The organism is Clostridium pacaense (assembly GCF_020709765.2).
Classification (GTDB): domain Bacteria; phylum Bacillota; class Clostridia; order Lachnospirales; family Lachnospiraceae; genus Enterocloster; species Enterocloster hominis.
Window position 1 is genome coordinate 1 of record NZ_JAJFEB020000281.1, and the last position, 229, is coordinate 229.

Below are 229 nucleotides of genomic sequence, written 5' to 3' on the forward strand. Positions count from 1 at the left end.
GGGAAGACCGGATTATTTCAGGCAGGCATGTGAGCGGATCCTTAAGTACCGGGGTGAGGATATGGTGTGCGGCCTTGTATCCAATATAGGCAGGGACGGACAGCACATGGAGGTGATGAGCATGGGGGAAATGAAGGACAGGGCTGTGGATATGTTTACAACCGTCTATATAGGCAGCACGCAGACAAGGAAAATCGGGCAGTATATGGTAACTCCAAGAGGCTACAGG

The 229-nt window shown here is 51.5% G+C and carries 1 pseudogene; it reads left to right on the forward strand.

Annotation, left to right across the window (positions count from 1 at the left end):
* Positions 1-229, forward strand: a pseudogene (locus LK536_RS59270) (precorrin-4 C(11)-methyltransferase); the annotation flags it as partial.